The organism is Pseudomonas sp. PDM24, from assembly GCF_019218905.1.
Lineage (GTDB): Bacteria > Pseudomonadota > Gammaproteobacteria > Pseudomonadales > Pseudomonadaceae > Aquipseudomonas.
On record NZ_JAHUWR010000011.1, the window covers coordinates 115144 to 134616 of the forward strand.

The following is a 19473-nucleotide window of genomic DNA, read 5'->3' on the forward strand; positions in this document are numbered from 1 at the left end:
ATGTTGATACTGGAGCTCTAAAAGTTATCGCGTTTTAATAGAAGATCCTACAGACACCGTGAACGACACGAACCCCGTAGGAGCCGGCTTGCCGGCGAAGGCGTTTTCACGGTAGGCGCGCCATAAACCCGGAGCAACAATCATGGAATACGACGATAAACTGATTGAAGAAGCCGTGCTTGCCCTGTTGGCAGCCTTCAGTTTCGATAACGGCAATACTTGGAAAGGGTTCGACTTCGAGACGATGAACCGATTGCATGAACAGGGTTTCATCAGCGATCCGGTGAACAAGAACAAATCGATTTGGTTGACAGCTGAAGGGCTGGAGCGAGGTCGGCAGATCGCCGACCGGTTGTTTGGGATAAGAACTCAAGTGGAGCATATATCCGACTCGGATGCCTGACTTCATACCCCGGCCATACGGTAGGTGGGGTTTATGGATCGCTTAAACACTGGGTAGCGCTGAAAAATCTCCTGTATCACTGGCCTCAAAATTCACGACTGCTTCGTCCGAACGCAGCCTTTGGCAGCGGCAAAAAAAAGAAATGAAATGAGATGGAGGGGGCTCTGGGCAGTCAGAGGTCTGACTGCCCAGGCTGCAGCGTTGTTAGCCGCAAGGTGAAGATAATAGGCGGGGGGGAGTCGCGGGGATTAATAGATGTCCTTGGAAAACAGCGTAAAAGGGGTCTTGATCAGGATCTTGATATCGAGCCACAACGACCAGTTGTTGATGTAGTTGAGGTCGATCTCCACACGCTTTTGCATCTTGTCGAGGGTCTCGGTTTCGCCACGGCAGCCGCTGATCTGGGCGAGCCCGGTGATGCCCGGTTTGATTCGATGGCGGGCCATGTAAGCCTGAATCTTGCCGGTGTAGTAGTCGTTATGCGCGATCGCATGGGGCCGCGGCCCGACCAGCGCCATATGGCCTTGCAGCACGTTGAAGAACTGCGGCAGTTCATCGATGGAGGTGCGTCGAATGAAGCGGCCGACCGCAGTAATGCGCGGGTCTTCACGGCCGGCCTGGCGGACCTGGTGGTCGTCGTGCAGGCGCATGGAGCGGAACTTCCAGACTTTGATGATCTTGCCGTTCCAGCCGTGCCGTTCCTGTTTGAAGATGATCGGGCCCGGGGAAGAAATCTTCACGGCGGCGGCGATCACCAAAAGCAGCGGGCTGAAGCCGATCAGCGCGAGGGCGGCGAGGCTTCTGTCCAGCAAGGTCTTGCTCAGCGCGGCTGTCGGGTAACTGGTCAGCGGGCTTTCATTGAGGTGGATGGCAGGCAGGCCGTCCAGTTCGCTGATGGAGTGATTGAGCAGCGTCATGCTGCCCAGGTCGGGAACCCAGACCACATCGACATTGGCGTCGAGCAGGTCGATGTACAGCGCCTCGACCTGTTTGGCTTCGCTCAAGGGCAGCGCGATGTACAGCCGCCGGACGTCGTGCACCTGGATCAGCTCACGCAGTTCCTGCAATGGGCCCAAAACCCGGTGGGCATTGACCTGGGTAGACAGCTCGTTTGGATTTGAGCTGATCAGGCCTACCAGCGGTGGGTACTCGGTTTTGGTCAGTTTGTCTGCCAGATTCACCGCCAGTTGATCGGTGCCGATAATCAGGGTGTTGTACTGGCTGTGCAATTGCCGCTGGTAGTGCTTGGAAAAACTGTGCAATGGCAGGTACAGCAAGGCCTGAATGCAATAACCGGCCGCGGCCCAGACCACGATGATTTCCCGGGAGAACAATTCGCTGGTCTTGCTGAAAAAACCAATACTGGTCAGTCCGGCCAGCAGCAGCAGCCATCCCAGTAGCAGGCGCGCCAAGCCGCTGAGGTAACTATGCTGCTTGTGATAGACCAGCAGCAGGGAGTAGGAAGGGACCGAACCGAGGAACGTGAGTACTGCAAGCACACGATAATGGGCGTCGATTTCTCCTGTCTGGTACAACGCCAGACCAAATAACAATGTATTGACCGAAGTGATGGCAATTATCCATTGCCCCCAGAAGGTCAGTCCTTTGGTTATGTTATTTCGATTAATACGATTATGTACCATCGCGGTGTCCCTCGGGCCTGCGCCACGTTGTGTATCAGTCGACGGTTAATAAATGGCAGCCACGCACAAAGGCTGAGCGAGCGCGTCAGTCAGGAAATGTTTTTATTATTAGAAGGGAATAACGGGGCTTATGGCTGGCCATCCAGGCTTTGTTTTAAAGTCAGCTGATACGGTTGTCTCAGTGTCAGGTTTTTATACTAGTACCTAAATCTTCGTGGGTGTCTGACGAATTATAACGGCCACACTTTTAGAGGCCTTGTTATAAAAGGTCGTGCTGTTTTGTTAGGAGGATATCGCTCAATCATCTATATAATTGCGGCATTCGAAAAACGTTTGCCGGCTAGGCGAGGGGAAAGCGGAGCGTGCGCCATAGGAGAGTTTATGGCGATAGTCAGGATATGCGGTGCGAAGAGGCAGGTGGTGGGTGTGGGAGGTGTATCAAGTGGGGCGGAGAATCGCGTTTATTGTTATTGTTTTTTGCGATCTTTCGCTCAGTAGGCGACTCTTATCCTCTGTGCCAGGCAGTAACCACGGTTTCTAACCGAGCGGATCAGCCGTTCTCCATTGGCTGCCGTCTTGAACTTTTTCTGCAATCGGCTCAGGCACATTTCAAGGCCGCTATATTGTTCCGGGTCTTTGTCGATGCGTAGAATAAGATCGTTTTTGCTGAGTACACGTCGATCGCTGAGTACCAGTTGGGTGAGCATTAACGATTCGGTACCGGTCAATGGAATAGTGATGTCTTCTTTGGCCAGTGTTCGATCGTCAGCGTTAAACCACCAGATATCAGGATTGCCCTGGGACTCTTTAACCCGACTGACTGCCGAGATGAACTCTTCGTCAGCCACCGGCTTCTTGAGAAAGCCATCAACACCGAAGTGCGAAAAGTGATGGAGTTCTGAAGATTCAGAGTTGGGTGTTATGAGGATGATTTCCGCATCTTTTTGATTTTTACGGATGAAACTGACATCGCTTAGCGATATGTCCGCCTGGTCGAGCAGGATGTGCGTGAATCGACTCTTTCGGATGCGTTCGCTGCTGAGTTTACCTGACTCGATTTCAAAAGATAAATACAGGCGTTGCGCGAGAAGCGATTCGATTGCTTGTCGGGCCAGTTGATCCCGGGTGAAAATCAGAAAGCTGTTATTCGGCGTGTTCACAATAAGGTTCCTTCCTAGTCTGGTGAAGTTTTCAAAACTTAAATGAGCTCAGTCGGCGAGTAGTACCTCCCCTGAAAAAAGTCGAAGGGCATGCTGCGAGCCAGTGTGTGTAGCGCTTTGTGCTCCACCCTGTCCGCCACGAATTTGATCTTGCTGTCATGGATCATGCCGCTCAGACAGTCATAAGACCGGTTGAAAAAATCCTGGCTGTTTTCGACCATGATGTCGAAATTGGATTTGGTCAGGTCCACTTTTATGTAATCGAAGAGGGCCAGGCTGATCAGTTTTTCGGTGCTGTCGTCGCTTAAATCATAGCCATCGAAAGCGATCTCGATACCATTGTCTTTCAATAAGTGAATATGATTGATAATAGTTCTTTTTTCTTTCAGGTTGAACGACAGGAACGAACTGCTGTTAATGCTGGGGATTAGCTGTTGCTCATGTTTTTTGAGTATCGCTTGAGCATCGTTCATTTCCTTGATCAGCGCTTTATCCAATAAAGCAGATTGATTCATGGTCACGAACAGTTTGTTTGGCGCCGGTACGGAATGGGAAGGTGTCGCCTCAATCTGTGAGAGGGCATTCAATTGGATCCGTGTCAGGACTTCGTAATAAGTCGCCAGTGGATGATCGGAATGCAGTTGTTGATACCCCTTGTTCAGAGGTGTCTCCTGTTTGGTCGCCTTGGCATAGATTTCGCTGCCGAACAGTTCATCGTTTCGTTTCAGAATCGATTGCCTGAAGAATACCAATGCGAAGTTTTCGTGCGCTATAGCTTGCCTGCCGGGCTCCATTTCCTAGTCCTTTAAGAGTGAAAATTTGTTTGATTGACTGAGACGACCCCTCGAAGCAGTCGATAACCATAACCACGTACACTGTGAATGATGTTAATGCCAAAGTGTTTTTTGATTTTATTTCGAAGCCGGCTTATGGATTTCTCCAGGACGCGTGAGTCGTAGAGTTTTATATTCAAACCCATGGATTCGGCCATGCAATCATGGTGCAGGATATTGCCTTCTGCATTGATAAGCGCATCCAGGGCTTTCATTTCCTGATAGGCTAGATCCAGTTTGTATTCATCGTTGTATAAGTGCAGGCATGTTTGGTCCAGAGTCAACTTTATACTCGGCTGCCATTCAGGGGTTTCGAGCAGTTCTGAGAGTAACCTGGCTTTTTCATCCTGATCGTTAGGTACATTGATGCAGTGATTGGCTCCGGCCAAGTAACATTCAATTTTAGCGTGCGGAGAGCGATAGTTGATTGCAACGATAATGGCCAGTTCTGTCGGATTCGTACGTAACTTCTTGATCAGTGCCAGGCTATCATTAAATATGGAGGGGGTTTCAATATCGATCAGTACGGTATCGAGTGTTTGCGTTTCGATATCCATGCTTGCCGGGTTTGGATAATCTAATGTATAAACATGTGTGAGATTAGGTACAAATAGTTGGCGAAGTTTCTCTGTCGAGCGCCAAGTGCGCCCAATAGCGAGAATACCTCTCTGGCTATTTTCGATTTTGCTCTCAGTACTCATCGTGCAAATTACTCATATGTGCTGGCGTTGCAATCTTAATACACAAAATACTGACGTTATCTGACTTTTTATAACATTTCCCGTCTGGAACACACGTACTCCATGCCCTGTAGTTTTAGCTGATTCAATGACATAGGCAAATGCCGAGGCTTAAGCCCATTGGTGTTTGTGATCGGACTTAGTTGGTGGCCCCTTTCAGTCGGACCAGGCTTTTTAGGTTGACTTTTCTATGAGCAGCAATACAGATGCGATGGCTAATTGCCCACCTGGCTGCAGAACGAAGCACAACTGCGGAGTCTTGCGTATGAACGGTGCGGATGTCCGCATTTTTGAAAATTGGAGTTGATTTATAAGGATATTCCACGGTGTTCTAGGGTCATGTAGGTGCACGTTGGGATGGCGATTAGTACAGCGATCGCCTCTTTTTAGGGCGAATGACCATATTAATTGAGGCTTTTCGCATTATATTAGTAATATTTATGTCCGAAAGGATAATTGTCAGCGGGTAGTTATTCTGTTTGGCTATTGAAAAAATCCAAAAGCTGATATTAAAGCGCCATTAAATTTTAGTACTAACCGTCCTTTTTGCAATTAACCATCCACGCAACGCCAAACCGATCGACCAGCATTGCGAAACGGACCGCCCAGAACGTCGCCTCCCGCGGCAGCAAAAAACCGTTCTGCCTCCACCACACTGTCGACATTTCGTAAAAGCGGCCTCGCAGTCGCCGTTGAAGATCAGGCGGTTATTGAGAGGGGGACGTTCAGGTTCGTGCTCGAATGCCGGTGGGCATTGACTCCAGATAGCAAAGCGCTAAAACCTGGCGAGCGGTGGTATTTTTCAGGTGTTTTTCTATGGGCCAAGCGAGGCTTATCGCCTTGTGATGGCTTGTTTCACGTACTGTAGAACCGCCGCGCTTCTCTGACATCTGCCAGCGAGTCCCTCGTCCTATGCCCGTCCTGAACCGCTTCGCCTCTTTGCTCGATCAGGCGAGACGTGCCTTGTTGCTGGTCTGGGGAACGTCCCGCGGGCTGTTTCTGGGATTGGTGCTGGCAACTCTGGTTGCCGGTGTGCTGCCGGCGCTGGCGGCCTGGTTGGGGCAGCGGATTGTTGATGCCGTAGTCACCGCCATGCAATTGCACGCCCAACAGGGCAGTGCGCCATTATGGCCGGTTGTGCGGTATGTGCTGTTTGAAGCAGGCGTGCTTGCGTTGCTGTCCGGGACACAGCGTGCATTGTCGGTTCAGCAATCGCTGTTGCGGGTGCAGCTGGGGCAGAAGGTTAACACGATGATTCTGGAGAAGGCCCAGACCTTATCACTGGTCCAGTTCGAGAATTCCGAGTTCTACGACAAGCTGGTACGGGTGCGACGCGAGGCATCGACCCGGCCGCTGGCGCTGGTAATGAAGTCGCTGGGGCTGATCCAGAACCTGATCGTGTTGATCAGTTTCGGTGTGTTACTGGTGCATTTTTCGCCGTGGGCGCTGGTGCTGCTGGTGGTTGGGGCGTTGCCGGTGTTCTTTGCCGAAGCGCATTTCTCCGGGGATGCCTTTCGCCTGTTCACGCGCCGGGCGCCGGAGAGCCGGCAGCAGAATTACATCGAGACGCTGCTCTCCCATGAGGGTTACATCAAAGAGGTGAAACTGTTCGGTTTCGCGCCGCTGCTGTTGCAGCGTTATCGGGACACGTTTGCGCGTCTCTACGCCGAAGACCGGCGCCTGACATTGCGTCGTGATGGCTGGGGTTTTGTGCTGGGGCTGCTCGGCACCGCTGCGTTTTATCTGGCCTACGCCTGGGTCGTGGTCGATACCGTTCACGGCAATATCACCCTTGGGCAAATGACCATGTACCTGGTGCTGTTCAAGCAGGGGCAGGCCGCCGTGAGCAGCAGTTTGAGCGCGATCAGTGGTCTTTACGAGGATGGCCTTTACCTGTCGAGCCTCTACGAGTATTTGGCCGAACCGGTTATTGCCGATAGCGGAAGCCTTACCGTGGGCGCGGTGCCCGGCGACGGTTTGCGTTTCGAGAACGTCGGTTTCCGTTATCCGGGAGCGAGCCGCGCCGCTTTGCAGGGTATCGATCTACACCTGATGCCTGGCCACAGCGTCGCCCTGGTGGGGGAAAACGGCTCGGGCAAAACCACACTGATCAAGTTGCTGACTCGGCTGTATCGCCCCGATCAGGGTCGTATTTTGCTGGATGGCAGCGATTTGCAGTCCTGGGACGAAGAAGCGCTGAGACGACGCATCGGCGTGATCTTCCAGGACTACATTCGCTACCAGTTCTCCGTGGGCGAGAATATCGGCGTGGGCGATACCTTGGCGTTCAACGATGAAACGCGCTGGCAGCAAGCGGCCACCGAGGGCATGGCCGCGCCCTTCATCGAGCGTCTGGATCGCGGTTATGCCACGCAATTGGGGCGGTGGTTTGCCGGTGGGCAGGAGTTGTCCGGTGGACAATGGCAAAAAATCGCTTTGTCTCGCGCCTACATGCGCCGCGACGCCGATATCCTGATTCTGGATGAGCCAACCTCGGCCCTGGACCCGGCGGCGGAAGCGGCGGTGTTCGAGCATTTCAGTCAACACACCGAAGGCCGCATGACGTTGCTGATTTCTCATCGGTTCTCCAGCGTGCGCAATGCCGATCACATCATCGTGCTGGACCAGGGCTCGATCCTTGAGCGAGGCGATCACGACAGCCTGGTCGAGGCGGGCGGGCGGTATGCGCAGTTGTTCAGCGTGCAGGCTCGCGGTTACCGGTAGCGCCTTAATCCCCTGTGGGAGCGGGCTTGCTCGCGAAGGCGGTGTGTCATTCAACATTGATGCTGGCTGACCCGACGCCTTGGCGAGCAAGCCCGCTCCCACAGGGATTGCGTTTAACTGACCAGCATTAGCCCGCAGGCTTTTTTGCGCATTGAAACACCGGCTTCACGGCATTTGCGGCATCTCCTGCGGCCGCAAATCAAACACCAACACCTCGGCATCCACGCCGTTGCTCAAGCTCAGCACCTGTTCTTCCCGAACCCGCACACCATCGCCTTCCTGCAACGGCATGCCGTTCAACTCGACACTGCCGCGCGCCACATGCACATAGGCGTAACGATCGGCGGCCAGTTCCAGGGTGGCGCTTTCCTTGCCGTCGATCAGGCCGGCATATACCCGCGCATCCTGGCGAACTTTCAGCGAACCGTTGGCGCCATCCGGGGAGATGATCAGTTGCAAGCGCCCGCGTTTTTTCTGCGTGCTGAAGTGCTCTTGCTGGTAACGCGGTTTGGCGCCGCTAACCTCTGGCACGATCCAGATTTGCAGGAAGTGCACCGGTTTGCTCGTCGAATGGTTGAACTCGCTGTGAGCCACGCCGCTGCCAGCGCTCATCAATTGCACATCACCGGGACGGATCACCGAACCGGTGCCTAAGGTGTCCTTGTGTTCCAGGGCACCTTCGAGCACATAGGAAAAAATCTCCATGTCGCGGTGAGGGTGCTGGCCAAAGCCTTTGCCAGCCGCCACACGGTCGTCGTTGATCACCAGCAAGTCTGAAAAACCCTGCTCCCGAGGGTTGCGGTAGTTGGCGAAGGAGAAGGTATGGAACGACTTCAACCAACCGTGATTGGCCGCGCCGCGATCCGAAGCTTTACGAAGGGTCAGCATGATGAAATCTCCTGTCAGGACGTGAATTCGTCCGAGTGAGGAGAAGGTTAATGTTTACCGTTTGGTGCAATAAGTAGATGAAAATTGAAATACTGTCTCTTTCAGGTTGACAGTTTTTGGTGCTGGTTCGCGTATCCTTGTTGTTACATTTGGCCATAATGCTCAGCACTGCTGACGCTATTTTCCTTCTTCTCTGATATCAGTGATGTCCAATCCATGAAAACCGTGGCAATGGTGCTGTTCCCCGACTTTCTTCTGCTCGACATGGCCGGTCCCATGGAGGTGTTTTCCATCGCCAATCGTTATCTGGATTCGGCGGACCGTTACGAGCTGTCGACCATCGGCACCGAGCCGGGCGCGCTGCGAGCCTCAAACGGCGTTAACGTTCAGGCCGATTTGCATATCGATCAGGCGAACGAGCGCTATGACTTGTTGCTGGTGCCGGGCGGGCCGGGAGCCTACAACGAAAAACATCCGTCATTGCTCGCCTGGCTTCAGGGCGCTGTCACCCGGGCGAACCGTTATGGGTCGATCTGCACTGGCGCATTCGTGCTCGGGCATGCCGGGCTGCTGGACGGCTATCGCGTGACCACTCACTGGCATTACACCGAACGTCTGATCAAAGGCTTCCCCAAGGCCACCGTCGAGACCGATCAGATTTACGTACAAGACCGCAATCTCATCACCTCTGGCGGCGTCACCGCTGGCATCGACCTGGCGCTCGCGGTGGTTGCCGAAGACCATGGCAAGAAGGTCGCCCAGGACGTCGCCAAGGTGTTGTTGGTGGTAATGAAACGCCAGGGCGGGCAGGCGCAGTTCAGCCCGTTGATGGCGGCAGTGGCACCCCATGAAACGCCGATCACCCGGGTGCAGAACCATGTGCTCGAACACCTTGATGAAGCGTTCAGCATCGAACGCATGGCCAGCCTGGTGAACTTGAGTGCGCGGCACTTTGCCCGGGTTTTCGCCCGGGAAGTGAACATGACGCCCATGGAGTTTCTGCAAAGTGCGCGCATCGATTGTGCCAGGAACCTGCTGGAAACCAGCGACCTGCCGCTCAAGACCGTGGCCTATAAAAGTGGCTTCGGCAGCGTGCGGCATATGCGCTTTCTGTTCAGTGAAAAGCTCGGCCTGACCCCCACTCAGTACCGCGAACAGTTCAGTTAGGGGGCGTTGTCCGTCACGCGCACCGTGATGGCCGTGATGCTCCTCCCGTGGCCGTTGTACCGTCACCCATGCCTGCCAAGATACCTATGAACTCTTTGCCATGGAGATGCGGGAGCCTGGATGGACGGGGGCGATGGATTTTGCAGTGCCTTGAGCCGGCCCAGGTTTTCAGCGCATGAACGTGCATGAACAGCCTCAGCAATATAAACAGCGATGCGGTGCTGCGCTTCGGGCCCTACGCGTTCCACCTGCATCAGCGACTGATCCTGGACGGTGATCGAGCGCTGCGCATGGGCGGGCGGGCCCTGGATATTTTGCAGGTGCTGCTCGAGCGCGCCGGTTCAGTGGTGAGTAAGGATGCCCTGATCGCGCATGTCTGGCCGACCTCGGTGGTCGAGGAAATCAACCTGCGTGTGCATATCGCCGCCCTGCGTCGGGCACTTGGCGATGGCCAGAACGGCCAGCGTTACATCGTCAATATTCCCCAGCGCGGCTACAGCTTCATCGCCCCGGTACAACGCGACGGGACAGGCTCGCCGGTGCCGGTCGAGACGGAACACAAGCCTCAGCACAACCTGCCTGCGCGGCTCACACCGGTGACCGGTCGCGACTCGATCGTCGGCAGTGTGGCCCGGCAGTTGCCGGTTCGACGTCTCATGACTTTGATTGGTCCCGCCGGCATTGGCAAAACTACCGTGGCGCTGCGCGTGGCCGAGTTGCTGTTGCAGCACTATCAGGACGGTGTCTGGAGGGTTGATCTGGCGACCATCGATGACCCGGGGCAACTCGTCGAGCATCTGTCGCGCACGCTGGAACTGGACGTCGGCGGGGCGGCGCTGGAGCAGCGGCATGCCTTGGTGGTGCTCGACAATTGCGATCACCTGCTCGAATGCTGTCGGGCAGTGGTAGACAATCTGTTGGCCTCGGCGCCACGGCTGTCGATCCTGGCCACCAGCCGCGAACCCCTGCGAGCGGCGGGAGAAACGCTGCTGCATATACCGGCCCTGGCGGTGCCGCCGGCCTCAGCGATATACAACGTGGCCGAGGCCATGGGTTATTCGGCGGTGCAGCTGTTGGTCAGCCGCGCCCGAGCCCGTCAGCAAGGGTTTGCCCTGCGCCAACAGGACCTCAAGGCAGTGCGCGAAATCTGTCGGCGCCTGGATGGCCTGCCCTTGGCCATTGAACTGGCGGCGGCGCAGATCGATGCGTTGGCGTTGGTGGGGTTGCAAGCGCAACTGGGTAACTGTTTTCAACTGCTGACACAGGGGCGGCGCACTGCCGTGCCACGGCATCAGAGCCTGAAAGCCGCACTGGACTGGAGCTATGAACAGCTAAGCCCGTTGGAGCAAACCGTGCTGCAGCGGCTGGCAGTGTTCAAAATGGCGTTCACCCTGGACGCGGCAATTGGCGTGATCAGTTGCGCGGTGCTGTTGCCTGCCAGTCTGGTTAAAGGGGTGGAAAGCCTGGCGCGCAAATCGCTGCTGTCGGTGGAGCAGAGCAGCGGCGTGACCCGTTACCGTTTCCTCAACACCACCCGCGCCTATGCCCTGGAAAAACTCGACGACAGTGGCTACTTGCGCGCCTGTGAACTGCGTTATGAGGGCTACATCAGCCGGGCACGCTGGACATCAGCCGGGCAGGTGTCGCTGCAGCTCGTCGAGTAGCCGACGGACTTTCGTCAAGTCCGGTGTGGCAAAGCCTTCGGTGAAGCGCTGGTAAATCGGCGCCAACAGCTCATAGGCTTGCTGAAAGTGACCCTGACGCTGCCATAGTTGGGCCAATGAGGTGGCGCTACGCAGTTCCCAGGCCAGCGCTCCCTGGGTTTTTGCCACGGCTAAAGCTTTGAACAGCACCGCCTCAGCCGCACTGACCCCGGTCGGGCAATCCTCGGTCAGCAACGCGTCGGCCCGGGCTCGCAGAATTTCCGCGGTGCTCCAACCCGCCGTGCCGTTTTCGGCCCGTTCCAGCAGCGCATCATCGATGAAGCGGCTGTCCAGCGTGACCATGATTTCCTTGATCAACCCGCTGTTTGCTTGCGGCGAGGAGGGCGCATCGGCCCCCTCGATCACCTGCGCGTAATGTTTGGCCCACGTGTAGAACAGCAGCACCGAGTGTTTCTTCGCCTGTTCAAGCAGCAGGTTCAGGAGCTCGCGGGCGACCGGGGTGTCGCCGTTGTAGTGAGCGATCAGGCAACCGGCCAGCGCCAGGGTGTAGCAGATGGACGTGCCATGATTGATCTGCATCGCGATGTCGAGCGCCTGTCGTGCGGTGTGCCAGGCTTTTTCCGGGTGCCCTTGTAACCAGAGAATGCGTGCCAGAATCGTCAGGGCTGCGACGCTTTGATCGTAATGCACACCAAAACAGTAGGTGAAGCGGTTGAGGTGCCCGCTCTGGGCCAGGCATTGAATAACCTGTTCGACATTCTCCCGCGCCAGAGCCTGATCCCCCGCAAAGTGCAGCGCCAGAACCCGCAAGCGTTGGGTGCTTAGGGCCAACACCGCATCACCGTGCAGCCCCAACTGCTCAAATTGTCGGCTCTGCTCCAGGGCCTGTTGGTAGTGGCCGCAACTAAGATCAACCGCCAAGTGCCCGGAAATCGCCTTGAGCTGACCGGCCACATCGTTGCAGTGTTCGGCCAGGTATTTGGCGCTGACAAACGCTTCGACGGCTTCGTCGCTGCTGCCCAGGGTGTGGTAGCAGGAACTGCCGAGGGCAAGCTTGAGGGTCATGGTCACACGCGGGCAGGGCTGACGCGTCGCTTCGAGCAACGCCAAAGCTTTGCGCACATACACGCCGTGCTCTTTGAGCAGCGACAGTTCCTGCCAGAGCGGCGTCGAGGTTGCAGCGAGGCGGATCGCCAAGGCCTGCGGTCCTTGAGCGTTCAAGCCCCAATCGAGTGCAGAACGGATGTCTTCCAGGTTGCGGGCGTAACGCTCGGTCCAGCGCTCGCTCGAGATCTGCTCCCAGTCGTTCTGGGCTTGCTGCATCAAGGTCAGGCAGCGTTCGGCGTGGCGCTCGCGGGTGTCCGGCAATTCCTGGGCCTGGGCGAGTTTTTCCAGTGCATAGCCACGTGTGGTGTCGAGCAGCCGGTAGAACACTTCTTCGTCGCCGACTTCCACGTTCAATAATGACTTGGCGACCAGTTGGGTGATTGAACCGAATACCACATCGGGCTCGAGGTGTTCGCCGACGATCACGGCGGCCGCCGACTCCAGGGTGAAGGCGCCCCGAAAAATACCCAGTCGACGCAGGCAGATTTGCTCGCAGGCATTGAGCAGTTCGAAGCTCCAGTCCAGCGTCGCGCGCAGCGTCTGATGGCGGCCCAAGGTCGTTTGGCAGCCTTGGGTGAGCAGGCGAAAGTTGCCTTGCAGCTGCAACAGCAACCCACTCAAACCCAGGCTGCCCACTTGCGCTGCCGCCAGTTCGATGGCCAGCGGTATGCCGTCCAGACGCCGGCAGATTTCAATGGCCAGCGGCAGTTCGGCTTCGCTCAGTTCGAAACTGTCGTGGCTGGCCATCGCCCGTTCGACAAACAATTGCAGCGCCGAAAACGTCAGCGCCTGAGCGCGGTCGAGCACGGCGATGGGCGGTGGGCAGTCCAGCGATTCCAGGCGCTGCACGAACTCGCCTTCGGCCCGCAGGCTCTCGCGGCTGGTGGCCAGAATGTGCACTTGGGGCGCCGCGCGCAGGATGCTTTCACTGAGCAACGCAATGGCATCGATCAAGTGTTCGCAATTGTCGATGACCAGCAGCATCTGCCGTTCGCGCAGGAACGTGGCGAGACCGCTCATGGGTTCGGCGTCGTGCAAGGATAAATCCAGCAGCGTTGCCAAGTGCGTGGTGATCATCAAAGGGTCGTTGATCGGTGCCAGGTCCAGCAGGCGAATGCCGTCTCGGTAGTGGCTGATCAATTGCTCGGCGACGCGCAGCGCCACCGTGGTCTTGCCGATTCCGCCGGGGCCCACGAGGGTGATGAAACGCTGCCGCGTCAATTGCGTTATCACGCTGTCGACCAGAGCCTGACGACCAATCATGCGGGTCCGACGGATTGGCAGGTTATGCCGGCTCCCATTTTCGGCGCTTTTCGGGCTTTGCTCGATGTGCTCCACAGAGAACGGCGCGACAAAACTGTAGCCGCGCTGAGCAACGGTGATGATGTAGCGCTGGCCGGCCTGACCATCACCGAGGGCCTTGCGCAGCGCAGCCATGTGCACCCGCAGGTTGATGTCTTCCACCACGCTTTTGGGCCAGACCCGGGCGATCAGTTGCTGCTTGCTCACCACCTGCCCGGCGTGTTCCAGCAGGATCAACAGAATGTCCATGGCCCGCCGACTTAGACGCAAGGGCTGGTCGGCCTCCATCACCAGGCGTTGTCCGGGGTAAATCCGGTAAGGGCCGAAATGGATGGCCTGTTCGGGAGAAAGGGTCAACGGGTCACTCCTGCTTGCATCCGTCTATCGCACGGTATCGGGGCATATTCCTCAGGTTTTTTCGGCAGTGCAATGCTCTGTCGTGCACCTCGTAGGTGTGTGTATCGGCTGCTGGATTCCCGTCAGCGCTTGTCGATCCCGTATTTATTGGGTGCGGTGTTGGCCGGGTGCGTGGGCGCCCCGTTGAAAATTAACAACGTTTAACTCGTCGTGTGTCCGGTCTACGCTCAAAAATCCATCCCTTCAAGTTCAACCGAAGGCACCGGCCTTCTTGCAACAAAAAGCGTGCCGCAAAAAGGATGAACCCTTCTGGAGGAGCCGGAATGAGCAACGTGGTGGTTGTCTATCACAGTGGCTACGGGCACACCCGGGTCATGGCCGAGGCCGTGGGCCAAGGTGTGGAACGGCACCTGGGCAGCACCTGTCGGCTGATTCCGGTCGAAGAAGTGGACGATCACTGGGAACGCTTACACCGCGCCGATGCAATCATCTTTGGCGCCCCGACCTACATGGGCAGTGCTTCGGCAGCCTTCAAGGGCTTCATGGACGCTACCGCCTCGTTCTACCTGGCCCAGCCCTGGCGCGACAAACTTGCCGCCGGCTTCACCAACTCAGGCTGCCTGTGCGGCGACAAGCTCAACACCTTGCAGCAGATGGCAGTGTTCGCCGCCCAGCACTCGATGATCTGGGTCGGCCTCGACCTGCTGCCGGCGCGCAGCAGCATTGGCCTGTTCGATGGGCAGTTGAATCGGCTCGGCAGTTCGCTGGGAGCCATGGCCCAATCGAACGTCGAACAGTCCCCCGACCTTGCACCGCCGCCCGAAGACCGCCGCACTGCCGCGCATTTGGGCGAACGGGTGGCACGCCTGGCTGAACGAATGGTCCGCACCTCTTATTAACCGCCACAAAAACCATGCATGAGGAGACATCACCATGAGCACCTTTACCACCCGAGACGGCACCGAGATTTACTACAAGGACTGGGGCACCGGTCAGCCAATCGTCTTCAGCCACGGTTGGCCATTGAACGCTGACAGCTGGGAGTCGCAGATGATCTTCCTGGCTTCGAAAGGTTACCGGGTCATTGCCCACGATCGCCGTGGTCACGGGCGTTCGAGCCAGCCGTGGTTCGGCAATGAGATGGACACTTACGCCGATGACCTGGCGCAGCTGATCGAGCATCTGAACCTGCAAAACGCCGTGCTGTTCGGCTTCTCCACCGGCGGTGGCGAAGTGGCGCGCTACATTGGTCGCCACGGCACTGGACGCGTGGCCAAGGCCGGGCTGATTTCCTCGGTGCCGCCGTTGATGCTCAAGACCGAAGCCAACCCTGGCGGCTTGCCGCTGGAAGTGTTCGACGGTATTCGTCAGGCGTCCCTGGCCGACCGTTCGCAGCTGTACAAGGATCTGGCCAGCGGTCCGTTCTTTGGTTTCAATCGCCCGGGTGCCAAGCCGTCCCAAGGCATGATCGACTGGTTCTGGCTGCAGGGTATGATGTCCGGCCACAAGAACGCGTATGACTGCATCAAGGCGTTCTCCGAAACCGACTTTACCGAAGACCTGAAGAAGTTCGACGTACCGACCCTGGTGGTGCATGGCGACGACGACCAGGTCGTGCCGATCGACGCCGCCGGTATCGCTGCGGCAAAACTGGTCAAGGGCTCCATCTTGAAGGTCTATCCGGGAGCACCCCACGGCCTGACCGATACCCACAAGGATCAACTCAACGAAGATCTGCTGGCGTTCATCAAGGGCTGATCAAGATCAAAAGATCGCAGGCTGCGCCAGCGCCTACAGGGTTAAGTGAACTCCTGTAGGAGCTGCCGAAGGCTGCGATCTTTTGCTGTTGAGAGAGGGAAGAGAACGCACCGTTCGACAGCGCCAGGCAAACGGTGTGATGCCTTCGCTGCGGGTGAAGATATGGGAAAAATGCGCCTGATCGCAGAAGCCACATTCCAGGCTGATTTGCGTCAGGGTCAGGTCGGTGTTCTGGATCAGCTGCTTGGCCCGGGCGATGCGTTGCTGTCGGATCCAGTCCTGCGGTGAAACACCGATGCTGCACTTGAATGCACGGGAAAAATGACTGCGTGACAGGGCGCACGCCCGTGCCAGTTCAGTCACTTCCAGGGGTTCATCGAGATGGTCGAGGATCAGCTGCTTGGCCAGATGTTCACGCCAGGGGCTGAGCCCGCCTGCGGGTTTTTTTCGTGTTTGGGTGGCTGACGCGCTGACCGCGTTCTGCTGGAAGTGAGCCATGACAAATGTCCGTGTCGGTGGGAGCGCGCTGGTGCACTGCACGGTGGGTCAGCACGTTCCCTTTTCTGAAAAAAAACAGGTCTGCGCAGAGGGCTTCATTCTTGGTCGTGGGGGCTTTGGCTTGCGAGTTAAACGTTGTTAATTCCTCGATCCGGGCGGGCCGTCTCGAGTAAAGTCAGATGCTCGTCAACCTTCGTGCCTGGCCGAAAACACCATGGGATTGTGCATATGAACCGTAATGATCTGCGCCGCGTCGACATGAACCTGCTGGTGATTTTCGAAGCCCTGATGTTCGAAAAAAACCTGACCCGGGTCGCCGAAAAACTCTTCATGGGCCAACCCGCGGTGAGCGCTGCGCTGGGGCGGTTGCGTGATTTGTTCGACGATCCGTTGTTGCTGCGCAACGGTCGCGGGATGGAGCCGACCGCGCGGGCGCTGGCGATTCTCAAGGAACTGCAACCGGCGATGGACACCATCTCGGGGGCGGTCAGCCGCGCCAAGGAATTCGACCCAACGACCAGCTGCGACGTGTTTCGCATCGGGCTGTCGGACGATGCCGAGTTCGGACTCTTTCCTCCGTTGCTGCGCAAACTGCAAGAAGAAGCGCCGGGGATTGTGGTCGTGGTGCGCCGCGCCAATTATCTGCTGATGCCGGCGTTGCTCGCGTCTGGCGAGATTTCGGTGGGGGTGAGTTACACCACCGACCTGCCGGCCAATGCCAAGCGCAAACGCCTGCGCGACATTCCCTGCAAAGTGCTGCGCGGTGACGATCGTCCAGGGCCGCTGACCCTCGACGAATATTGCGCACGGCCGCACGCGATGGTGTCGTTCTCCGGTGACCTGAGCGGCAACATCGATATGGATCTGGCCAAGGTCGGCCGCTCTCGCCGCGTGGTGCTGGGCGTGCCGCAATTCAGTGGCTTGCGGGCGTTGTTGGCCGGTACCGAGATGATTGCCACGGTGCCGGATTACGCTGCGTGTGCGCTGGTCGAGGGATGTACCTTGCGCGCCGAAGATCCGCCGTTTCCTATCGACGCCGCGCAGTTGTCGATGGCGTGGAGCGGGGTGCATGACAACGATCCTGCCGAAAAATGGCTGCGCTCGCGGATCAGTCAGTTCATGTCCGAGCCCCTGAACATACCAACCCCGTAGGCGCTGCCGAAGGCTGCGATCTTTTGAGACGACCCATCTTGCATACCCACACCGTCCAACTGTGGGAGCGGGCTTGCTCGCGAAGGCGGTGGGCCAGTCGACATCACCGTTGAATGACACACCGCCTTCGCGAGCAAGCCCGCTCCCACAGGGGAATGTGTGTTGATTCGAGGGCTGTGTTTAATGGTGTTTAGCGTTACTTCCTGAAAGCTACAGATCCTTGCGCCGTTGCCTACGACTGCGCCAGAATCCGCCGGCTTGTGTGCCTAATGGCCGGGCTCTATTGTTTCCCGGTCGCTGACGAATCAGCGATCGGGTTTAGCGACCCGAACCTTTGTAGGCGCAACAGCGCTCCAAACTCTCTTGCAGATTGTTCATGTCTGCGATTGATGTCATGGCGGCTGTGCGCGGGAGATCTTCGGGTCTGCCGGGCGCCTACACCCGGTTCGCTAACCTGCGTGCAGCCGCCACCCTTACCTGTTTAGCGACAGGTCTTGGTGGCTCCATTTCTTGTAGGAGATTCACCATGTTCAAAGCCACACCTAACCCGCCAGAAACCGACGACGTTTCCCCCTACGATCCCCTCGATCCCAAAAAACTCAATGAAGCCGCCGAGCGTGCTCTTGATCACTACCTCAAACCGTCCGCCGCCAAGACTTCGCGCAAACCGAGCACGATTTACACCGTCGCTCCGGGCATCGACATCGAAGAGCTACTGGCCAATGCCTGCGAATCCTTTGCCTCGGCCAAGGTGATCGCCAGTGACTGTGCCGGGTTTCTGGAGGGGTCGCAGCGCAATACGATACTGGGCGTCGCGCAGCTCGTCATGCTGGGTGAACTGGCTGTGAGTCGGGCGCTGGATAGTCTGGAATTGAAGGCAGCCCCGGCCGTCTGACCGGATTGAATACGAAACGGCCTTCGGGCCGTTTTTTGTGCTTGAGCAGTAAGTGAACACGCACAAAACCCTGTGGGAGCGGGCGTTCAGCGTGTTGAGCAAAGAGAGCACGTACATTCAATTTTTCCCTACCCCGTCGCTGCACTATTCAGGGCAATGATTGATCAAGGGTAGGGGCCATGAACGCTTCGCAATGGAATGAACGGGCTCAAGATTTCGGGCTGCTGTTTTTGCGGGTCAGTGGTGGTCTGTTTCTGCTGTGGGTTCACGGCTTGCCCAAGCTGCTGGACTTCAGTGCGCAGCTGCAACTGATCGAAGACCCTTTCCACCTCGGTACCCACCTCACCCTGAGCCTGGCGATCTTCGCTGAAGTGCTGTGCCCGTTGTTGATTGTCGCCGGTGTGCTGGCGCGGCTGGCGTGCTTGCCTATTCTCTTTGTGCTGCTGGTGGCGATGCTGATCGTGCATCCGCAATGGAGTGTGGCCGAAGGGCAGTTCGGCTGGCTGCTGCTGATCCTCTTCACCAGCCTCTTCATCGCCGGGCCCGGACGGCTGGCGCTCAATGTTCGTCTCGCTGGAGCCCTCCGTTATGCCTGATTCCAATCGATTCGAAGAAGTCGTGACGCTGATCGTCAAACATAGGGTCAAGGCCGGTTTTGAAGCGGCCTATGAAGCCTGGCTGCGCAACATCGTCAGCGTGGCCGGGCAACGCGAAGGACACTTGGGCGTGGATGTGATTCGCGGCAAGAGCGGTGGCCTCGACCTGTTCACCTGCGTGCTGCGGTTTTGCTCCACTGACGCGATGCAGCGCTGGCTCGACTCGCCGCAACGCCAGGCGCTGGTCGACGAAGCTGCGCCGATGCTGGCCGACGGCGACCAGACCGAGGTCAACCCGGTCAATGAGTTCTGGTTCTCACCACTGGCTGAGGCCGGTTCGCCACCGCCGCGCTGGAAGCAGGCCGTAGTGACGTTACTGGTGATTTTGCCGCACACCTTGCTGGTGCCGCTGATCTGGGGGCCGCTGTTGCAGCTCAATGCCTTCCTGTCCAACTACGTGGTCGCCACTTTCCTGATCACCCTGACCATTGTGCTGTCGGTGGTGTACGTCTTTATGCCGTTGGCCACGCGCCTGTTCGCGCCGTGGCTGGAAGCCGGCCAGTCCCATTCCACACAGCCTTAAGGA

The 19473-nt window shown here is 57.2% G+C and carries 17 protein-coding genes and 1 pseudogene; 10 read left to right on the top strand and 8 right to left on the bottom strand.

All coding sequences use genetic code 11. The features are described from left to right. Positions 1–142: 142 nt before the first annotated feature. Positions 143–403 (top strand): DUF6429 family protein, encoded by a 261-nt coding sequence (locus KW837_RS27660; protein ID WP_008074738.1) that lies wholly within the window; start codon positions 143–145, stop codon positions 401–403. A 248-nt stretch (positions 404–651) separates the two neighbouring features. Here the strand turns inward: KW837_RS27660 and KW837_RS27665 are convergent, their stop codons facing one another. The 5 genes and pseudogenes from KW837_RS27665 to KW837_RS27685 all read right to left on the bottom strand — a co-directional run. Continuing rightward, positions 652–2046: an undecaprenyl-phosphate glucose phosphotransferase gene (locus KW837_RS27665; RefSeq protein WP_123359312.1), complete on the bottom strand. Its 1395-nt coding sequence runs from the start codon at positions 2044–2046 to the stop codon at positions 652–654. A gap of 491 nt (positions 2047–2537) precedes the next feature. Beyond that, on the bottom strand, positions 2538–3206 hold the full coding sequence (locus tag KW837_RS29195) for a winged helix-turn-helix domain-containing protein (RefSeq protein WP_218399250.1): 669 nt from the start codon (positions 3204–3206) through the stop codon (positions 2538–2540). Positions 3207–3244: 38 nt separating this feature from the next. Beyond that, positions 3245–4000, bottom strand: a complete 756-nt coding sequence (locus KW837_RS27675; RefSeq protein ID WP_218399251.1) for an EAL domain-containing protein — start codon at positions 3998–4000, stop codon at positions 3245–3247. An 11-nt stretch (positions 4001–4011) separates the two neighbouring features. Beyond that, positions 4012–4740 (bottom strand): winged helix-turn-helix domain-containing protein, encoded by a 729-nt coding sequence (locus KW837_RS27680; RefSeq protein ID WP_218399252.1) that lies wholly within the window; start codon positions 4738–4740, stop codon positions 4012–4014. A 572-nt stretch (positions 4741–5312) separates the two neighbouring features. After that, positions 5313–5445, bottom strand: a pseudogene (locus KW837_RS27685) (VOC family protein); the annotation flags it as partial. Between the two features lie 246 nt (positions 5446–5691). Here KW837_RS27685 and KW837_RS27690 point away from each other — a divergent pair. Continuing rightward, on the top strand, positions 5692–7503 hold the full coding sequence (locus KW837_RS27690) for an ABC transporter ATP-binding protein (RefSeq protein ID WP_218399253.1): 1812 nt from the start codon (positions 5692–5694) through the stop codon (positions 7501–7503). 165 nt (positions 7504–7668) lie between these two features. Here the strand turns inward: KW837_RS27690 and KW837_RS27695 are convergent, their stop codons facing one another. Then, positions 7669–8391 carry a pirin family protein gene (locus KW837_RS27695; protein WP_218399254.1) on the bottom strand — a complete coding sequence of 241 codons (723 nt, stop codon included), beginning with the start codon at positions 8389–8391 and terminating at the stop codon, positions 7669–7671. 216 nt (positions 8392–8607) lie between these two features. On the opposite strand from KW837_RS27695, the gene KW837_RS27700 reads away from it, so the two are divergent. Further along, complete coding sequence (locus tag KW837_RS27700) at positions 8608–9558, top strand: GlxA family transcriptional regulator (protein WP_218399255.1); 951 nt, start codon at positions 8608–8610, stop codon at positions 9556–9558. 185 nt (positions 9559–9743) lie between these two features. After that, positions 9744–11222 (top strand): winged helix-turn-helix domain-containing protein, encoded by a 1479-nt coding sequence (locus KW837_RS27705; protein WP_218399256.1) that lies wholly within the window; start codon positions 9744–9746, stop codon positions 11220–11222. On the opposite strand, the gene KW837_RS27710 is transcribed toward KW837_RS27705, so the two are convergent. Then, positions 11187–13988 (bottom strand): winged helix-turn-helix domain-containing protein, encoded by a 2802-nt coding sequence (locus KW837_RS27710; protein ID WP_218399257.1) that lies wholly within the window; start codon positions 13986–13988, stop codon positions 11187–11189. The two genes, KW837_RS27705 and KW837_RS27710, sit on opposite strands and share 36 nt — an antisense overlap. 323 nt (positions 13989–14311) lie before the next feature. On the opposite strand from KW837_RS27710, the gene KW837_RS27715 reads away from it, so the two are divergent. Both KW837_RS27715 and KW837_RS27720 read left to right on the top strand, forming a co-directional pair. Beyond that, a complete protein-coding gene (locus KW837_RS27715) occupies positions 14312–14887 on the top strand; it encodes a flavodoxin family protein (RefSeq protein ID WP_123497653.1) in 576 nt (191 codons plus the stop codon). A gap of 34 nt (positions 14888–14921) precedes the next feature. After that, on the top strand, positions 14922–15746 hold the full coding sequence (locus KW837_RS27720) for an alpha/beta fold hydrolase (protein ID WP_218399258.1): 825 nt from the start codon (positions 14922–14924) through the stop codon (positions 15744–15746). A gap of 33 nt (positions 15747–15779) precedes the next feature. Here KW837_RS27720 and KW837_RS27725 read toward each other — a convergent pair whose 3' ends face one another. After that, on the bottom strand, positions 15780–16244 hold the full coding sequence (locus KW837_RS27725; protein WP_218399259.1) for a helix-turn-helix domain-containing protein: 465 nt from the start codon (positions 16242–16244) through the stop codon (positions 15780–15782). A 228-nt stretch (positions 16245–16472) separates the two neighbouring features. Here KW837_RS27725 and KW837_RS27730 point away from each other — a divergent pair, with 228 nt between their 5' ends. The 4 genes from KW837_RS27730 (at position 16473) to KW837_RS27745 (ending at position 19470) form a co-directional block, all read left to right on the top strand. Next, a complete protein-coding gene (locus KW837_RS27730) occupies positions 16473–17396 on the top strand; it encodes a LysR family transcriptional regulator (RefSeq protein WP_192343415.1) in 924 nt (307 codons plus the stop codon). A gap of 526 nt (positions 17397–17922) precedes the next feature. Then, complete coding sequence (locus KW837_RS27735) at positions 17923–18291, top strand: DUF6124 family protein (protein ID WP_218399260.1); 369 nt, start codon at positions 17923–17925, stop codon at positions 18289–18291. Positions 18292–18470: 179 nt separating this feature from the next. Then, entirely contained in the window at positions 18471–18887 is a 417-nt protein-coding gene (locus KW837_RS27740; RefSeq protein WP_218399261.1) for a DoxX family protein, read from the top strand. Next, positions 18880–19470 (top strand): antibiotic biosynthesis monooxygenase, encoded by a 591-nt coding sequence (locus KW837_RS27745; RefSeq protein ID WP_123497641.1) that lies wholly within the window; start codon positions 18880–18882, stop codon positions 19468–19470. The genes KW837_RS27740 and KW837_RS27745 overlap by 8 nt, the downstream gene beginning before the upstream one ends. Positions 19471–19473 lie beyond the last annotated feature (3 nt).